5 protein-coding genes and 2 pseudogenes are annotated in these 6,401 nt (G+C 36.7%); 3 read left to right on the plus strand and 4 right to left on the minus strand.

Annotated features, from left to right (window positions below; all coding sequences use genetic code 11):
* Nucleotides 1-28: 28 nt before the first annotated feature.
* The 4 genes and pseudogenes from CHI06_RS28670 to CHI06_RS28685 all read right to left on the minus strand — a co-directional run bounded on the left by CHI06_RS28670 (nt 29) and on the right by CHI06_RS28685 (nt 3,642).
* Nucleotides 29-790, minus strand: a complete 762-nt coding sequence (locus CHI06_RS28670; RefSeq protein WP_095252029.1) for a 3-hydroxybutyrate dehydrogenase — start codon at nt 788-790, stop codon at nt 29-31.
* Nucleotides 791-1,002: 212 nt separating this feature from the next.
* Entirely contained in the window at nt 1,003-1,398 is a 396-nt protein-coding gene (locus tag CHI06_RS28675; RefSeq protein ID WP_095252033.1) for an acyl-CoA thioesterase, read from the minus strand.
* A gap of 31 nt (nt 1,399-1,429) precedes the next feature.
* On the minus strand, nt 1,430-2,269 hold the full coding sequence (locus tag CHI06_RS28680) for a 3-keto-5-aminohexanoate cleavage protein (protein ID WP_095252030.1): 840 nt from the start codon (nt 2,267-2,269) through the stop codon (nt 1,430-1,432).
* A 62-nt stretch (nt 2,270-2,331) separates the two neighbouring features.
* Nucleotides 2,332-3,642: pseudogene (locus CHI06_RS28685) on the minus strand (MFS transporter).
* 335 nt (nt 3,643-3,977) lie between these two features.
* Here CHI06_RS28685 and CHI06_RS28690 point away from each other — a divergent pair.
* The 3 genes and pseudogenes from CHI06_RS28690 to CHI06_RS28700 all read left to right on the plus strand — a co-directional run.
* Complete coding sequence (locus CHI06_RS28690; protein WP_095252031.1) at nt 3,978-4,793, plus strand: IclR family transcriptional regulator; 816 nt, start codon at nt 3,978-3,980, stop codon at nt 4,791-4,793.
* The gene (locus CHI06_RS28695; protein WP_095252032.1) at nt 4,794-5,525 is read left to right on the plus strand and encodes an IclR family transcriptional regulator; all 732 of its coding nucleotides are present in this window, start codon (nt 4,794-4,796) and stop codon (nt 5,523-5,525) included. It begins immediately after the preceding gene.
* A 1-nt stretch (nt 5,526) separates the two neighbouring features.
* A pseudogene (locus CHI06_RS28700) lies at nt 5,527-6,179 on the plus strand (SDR family oxidoreductase); the annotation flags it as partial.
* Between the last annotated feature and the right edge of the window lie 222 nt (nt 6,180-6,401).

Raw genomic sequence — 6,401 nt, forward strand, 5'->3', positions numbered from 1 at the left:
CACCCCTGGTCATCCCACTTCTATAAAATTATTCTCCTCCGGTAACGCCGATTGCTTCTCCGGTGATTGAAGCTGCCCCTTCTGAAGCTAAGAATAGAGCTGTAGCTGCAATTTCTGAAGGTTCAAGTAATCGTTTCATCCATTGTTTTCCCAAAATATGGTGATTTAATGCTTCTTCTATAGTCGTTCCATCTTGTTCTGCAAGTTTTGGTAATTGTTTTTCAATCAATTCTGTACGTGTTGGTCCAGGTAAAATCGAATTAGCTGTAATACCAAATTGTGCTGTTTCCATGGCTGTTACATTGGTAAACCCAATTTGGGCATATTTTGCTGCAACATATGCAGATTTATAAGCGTCAGGTCTTCTACCGTGTCCAGAGGAAATTGTAATAATACGACCTTTTCTTTGTTTTTTCATAGCAGGAAGGACATGTTTAGTTGTTAAGAATGTACCTTTTAGTATGACATCGACAACTAGGTCCCATTTTTCTTCTGGAAAATCTTCAACAGGGGAAATAAACTGAACTCCTGCGTTGTTTACAAGGACATCAACGGTTCCACGTTCCATAATGACCTTTTCAACTGCGGCTTTAACACTTTCTTCGTCTGCTACATTTACTTGGTAGCCTTTTGAATTTCCTAATTCTCCAGCAGCACTTTTGGCAGCTTCTTCATTTAAATCAAAGATTGCCACAAAGTCACCATTTCTTATGAAGCTTTGAGCAATTGCATATCCAATCCCCTGTGCTGCACCTGTAACAATTACAGTGCGTTCTTTTTGAGTCGTCAAAGGTAATTCCCCCTAAATTTAATCTGGCTTTCTTATCTTGAAGTTTATTAAGCTTGTTTACTATTAAGAAGGATGTCCAAAACTTTTTGGACATCCTTTGTTCAAGTTATAGAAATCTAATCACTTAAAGAATGACCCGTACTGAAAAACCGCTTGATTTTACTGGCTCCTAGTATCTCTTATAAACTTCAGATGTCCATTGTCCCTACATGCTAAGGCATCATTTTATCCCTTACAGAATCAGGTATCGGGCAAGCCTTAGGCTTTTCTTTAAACGATGTCCAGGCACGAACTTCGTACCCTTCCGCTACTATTTTTTCATCCTTGATAAATTGATGGCTAATTTTGAAAACTTTATTGCTCATTTCCTTTACTGTACTACGGACGATCACATCATCTTCAAATAATAATGGGCTCTTAAATTGGCAATTAGCCTCTAGTAACGGAACAGCAATTTGCTGCTCAACGTATAAGGTAGAGGCTGGGAGTCCAATAGCGGTAAAATACTCATGTGTTGCTTCGTCCATCCAATTATAAAAATTGGGATAAAATACAATTCCCGCAGCATCAGTATCTCCCCACCTTACCTTGAAAGGGTATTCAACAATCACTCTTCATTCCTCCTTTTGGCCAGTTCACTTAGTTGGCAAGTACCTTGTTTTTTACTTTTAAACCTATAATTTCTCTAGCCTCATCAGGTGTCGCCACTTCTCTGCCATAAATATTCGCCAATTCTACAATTCTCTTAACAAATTGGGCATTAGTGGTAGCTAGTTCACCCTTTCTATAATACACAGCGTCTTCCATACCTACACGAACGTGTCCGCCAAGCACGATGGACATCATATTGATCATTAATTGATCTTTACTTGCTCCAATTGCTGACCATATAGAGCCTTCTGGAATGGCATTTTTCATAAACATAAGATTTTCAGGTGTAGCAGGTATTCCACCTTGTGACCCTAGAACAAATTGGAAAAAGAATGGCGGTTTAATAAGCCCCTTTTTTGCAACTCTTAGTGCATTATGAATCATGCCCACATCAAATACTTCAATCTCTGGTTTTACATTGTTTTCTTGCATTTTCTCTGCTAATTGCTCTAGCATCTCAGCACTATGAATAAATACATTCGGACCTATATTAAAAGAACCCGCATCATAGGAAGCCACTTCTGGATGTAATTCAACAATTGGAAAGCGTTTAGTTACGTCTCTAAGTTCTCCACCAGCAGTAGTAAAGTTGATAATAATGTCACAATTCATTTCTTTTAAACGTTTTACCACTTCAATATACTTATCAGAATCAAGAGTTGGCTTGCCTTCATTATCTCGGACATGGATATGTGCAATGGCTGCACCTGCTTTCCATGATTCATAAATAGATTCAGCAATTTCCTCTGGTGTAGTAGGCAAGTATGGAGTATGCTCCTTTGTTGCAAAGTCTCCTGTCGTCGCTACTGTGATAATTAATTTTTCCATTTGAATCCCACCTCTAATTTATTGAAATCCATGATTAAATTCTTGGTTCAGAATATTCGTTCCTATTGGGCTTGACTTTTGATTATTTCGTGTGTACTCGCACTCTTTAAAGCATTATGTTTCAAAGTAAAGATGGTTAAACTTGCTAAAGTGATTAATCCACCAAGAACAAACATGCCATTTGAAATAGACAAGCCTCCGAACAGCGTTGGGCCAACAAAGCCGCCTAAACTCGCAATTGCATTAACCAATGCAATACCTGCTGGTGCGGTAGCTTCAGTAAAGAAATTAGTCAAATAAGAGAAGAAGGTTCCAACGAATCCATAAAGTCCAATTGCAGCAAATGATAATGATGCCATCATTAATAGGGCACTATCTGCAAGTCCACACATAGCATAACCTGCTCCAGCAATTAAGAGACTAACTACTAAGTGGATCCTGTGTTCCTTTCTCTTATCAGAATTCCAGGCGAATAGTAACATACTAGGAATACCAATTATGGAAGGTATAATGGCGAGCCAGCCAATTTCCATATTGCTGGAATTCTCGGAGAATGACTTAATGATACTTGGCAGCCAAAATCCAAGTCCATACATTGCTGTATAATGAGCAAAATAAGTAAAAGCGAGCTTCCATAGTTTGCTATCTTTTATCATTTCTAACTTCGAAGCTTTATTGACCGCTAACCTTCGACGTCTTTCTTCCTCCAATTCCTTCTCTAACCAAGTTTTTTCTTCTTCTGTTAACCATTTCGCATCCTTTGGGCGATTCTCTAAGTAATACAACGTGATAATCCCTAAAATAATAGCTGGAATCCCTTCAAGAATGAACATCCATCTCCATCCAGCCATTCCGTTCCAAGCAATATTGTCTATAATCCATGTTGATAATGGTGCACCTATAATGGTTCCGACTGGCAAAGCCATGACCAGAATTGCGGAGGCACGACCTCGTTCTGTGCTCCGGAACTAATAAGTAAAATATAAAATAATTCCGGGAAAGAAGCCTGCTTCAGCAACACCCAGTAAAAAACGAGCAATGTATAAATGAGTAGCCGATTGGACAAATCCTGTTAAGACTACGATAACTCCCCATGAAATCATAATGCGGGCAATCCAAATTTTTGCCCCTACTTTATGCATAATCATATTGCTCGGTACTTCAAATAAGAAATAACCTATAAAGAAAATCCCTGACAATAAACCAAAAACTTCCGCCGATAACGCCAGATCCGCATTCATTTCCAAAGCTGCAAATCCCAAATTTACACGGTCTAAATAAGCAACCACATAGCATAGAAATGTAAATGGTAAAATACGCCACATTGCTTTCTTAATAGTAGAATTCTCAATTGATTGAGTAATAGATTTCATTTTGCGAAACCCTCCTTTTAGTCTTTATGATGCCAAAGTTTTATCATTTAATCTTTGACACTCCATGAATGTAAGCGATAACAAATATTAGTGTAATCCTACTCTAGCAGTTCTCGAACTCTAACCTATGATTTTCTCAATTTTAAATACTCATCCCCTTTTACCACATTTCCAATATATTAAAGTGTAAAATGATAGTATCATACGGTTTTGTCATATATAAATATGATTATTCTGTTATGTGACAAAATTAAAATAATTTTTAATTTTCAGATAGACAGAAAATAATTATTTTTTTGTTAAAATGGATTTAACAATGAAAGGCGGCTATTACTATGGATGAAAAATATATTATACACAAGGTGAATGCTGTCAATGAAAAATACATCATCCAAACAGTTAAAAATGCGATGGAGTTATTGCAGCTTTTCACCGAAAGTGCTCCAGAGTGGACTTTAACTGAACTTGCAAAACAAAAATCGTTAAACATCAGTAATACAAAAAGGTTACTTAATACATTAGTGGAATATGGATACTTAGAAAAAAATACTGTTTCTAAAAGATACCGACTCGGCTTAGCCATTGTTAGATTATCTGGTGTCTTGACATCTACGATGGAAATCTATAAGGAAGCTAGGCCGATCTTAAATAAATTAGTTGAAAAGTACAATGAGAACGTTCACATAGGGGTATTGGAAGAAACCAATGTCTTATATCTAGATAAATTTGAGAGTTTGTATTCTACTCGTCTTGCTTCACATATTGGAAAACGGAATCCTGCCTATTGTACAGGCTGTGGAAAAGTATTGTTAGCATATAAATCTGAAGCTTTACAACAAGAATTATTAAAAAAAATTACGGATCAGGGCTTTGAACAATTCGCCTCCAAAACTGTTAAAACAATTGAAGAATTAAAAAACGATTTGGATGTAATTGTAAATAATGGGTTTGCCATAAGTACAGATGAATTATCAGATGGGTTTACGAGTATTGCGGTACCTATATTAGATTTTTCTGAGGAAGTAATTGCAGCCATTAGCATAACAGGACGTAGTAACAAAATAAATTCATCAGTTCATTTAAACGATTTGATAAAATGTAGTGATATAATATCTGAAAAACTTGGATTTATAAAAAGAGTTGAAAGGTAGATGAATGTGCCAAAACAAAGTTATTCATCGCTAGAAAATGCACTCAGGCTAATGAATATTTTCACTGTTGAAAAGCCTGAATATAATCTAAACGAACTGGCTGAAAAATTATCAATTGCACCGAGTACCGTACATCGCTTATTAACAACTTTACGGTCAGAAGGGTTCGTAGTAAAAGATTCTCTTTCCAATAAATATAGACTTGGTATTTCTATTCGTGCATTAGAATCTACTATTAGAAAAGAAAAAGATTTATTTCATCTATCTCAAGGCATATTAGAAGAAATTGTTTTGCGTACAAATTTATCATGTGCATTCGCTATTATTTTTAAGGAATCCACGTTTTACCTTAATGCGATTGAAGTAAATAATCCTCTTTTTAGTAAGTTTTGTTATATTGGAAAACAATCTTCTTTTCTAAGTACTAGTGCAGGAAAAGTATTGTTGTTAAGTAAAAATGATACTGACATTAGGGCATTTATTAATGAACAATCCATTGTTTCAAAACTTCGCTATGAGCTACAAGCAAATGGCTATATTCAAAGCAACGACGATAACCAAATAGGTATTACAACTATTGCTGTACCAATAAAAAACAAACAAAATGAAACAATTGCAGCACTCGAAATGATAGGCACAAAAATACAAATACAGAACAATATTCAAATAACTAAAGAGGCAGGTATTAAACTTTCTAATAAAGTAAAAAACCACAAAGGCACAACGAAATAAAGTCGTTGCCATCTCTTATTTGGATGAGCATGAAGATGCAAATCGAACAAGAGCGCGTATCGAAGAAATTGGACAGCGCTGTCTATTATTGTCTGGCGACTTAAGAGAAAAACGGCAATGTATTGATATCGTGGAAAAAACGGTCCAAACCTTCGGACACCTTGAAATTCTCTGCACCCATGCCAGAATCCAGTTTCAGCAATTAAGCTTGCTTGATATTTCAAATGAGCAGTTTGATGAAACCTTTAAAGTCAATATTTACTCCCATTTTCACACAACCAGGGCTGCTCTTCCCCACTTAAAGGCAGGGACTACCATTATTAATACAGTTTCGTAGTAGCTTATTATGGGAATGACCAATTGATTGATTATTCCGCGACTAAGGCTGCTAACGTAGGATTCACCCGTGCCTTAGCAAACAATTTAGTCGATAAAGGGATTCGAGTGAATGCCGTTGCTCCCGGACGGGTATGGACCCCGCTTATTCCATCCAGCTTTTCTGCAGACCAAATTCCTCTTGCAGGTAATCCGATGCAGCGTCAAGGTCAGCCTTTTGAACTTGCCCCTGCCTATGTTTATTTAGCCTCAGATGATTCTCGGTTTATGACCGGGCAAACGATTCATGTTAACGGCGGGCAAATTACTTCTTCTTAAATCCATATGAAAAAGACTAGGGAGCCCTAGTCTTTTATTTTGATGATGCTACCAAAACAACTTTAAAAATCTCTTGTTAGGAATTGTTCCCTTTAACGACGAAAACGAGGTTATCAAGGGAATGATACCTCGAGAATCGTTCCCTGGCAGGGTGAAAAAGGTGGGGCAAGGGAACGATACCTGTAAAATTTCGTTTTAACAAACAAAAAAGGCAGCCAGTGT

Origin of the sequence: Bacillus sp. 7884-1 (genome assembly GCF_002272245.1) — a bacterium.
In the GTDB taxonomy this organism is placed as follows: domain Bacteria; phylum Bacillota; class Bacilli; order Bacillales; family Cytobacillaceae; genus Neobacillus.

What these genes read in the sequence shown, in the direction of transcription:
- CHI06_RS28680 (WP_095252030.1), bottom strand. Translation starts at nt 2,269, where the DNA reads ATGGAAAAATTAATTATCACAGTAGCGACGACAGGAGACTTTGCAACA.
- CHI06_RS28690 (WP_095252031.1), top strand. Translation starts at nt 3,978, where the DNA reads ATGGATGAAAAATATATTATACACAAGGTGAATGCTGTCAATGAAAAA.
- CHI06_RS28695 (WP_095252032.1), top strand. Translation starts at nt 4,794, where the DNA reads ATGAATGTGCCAAAACAAAGTTATTCATCGCTAGAAAATGCACTCAGG.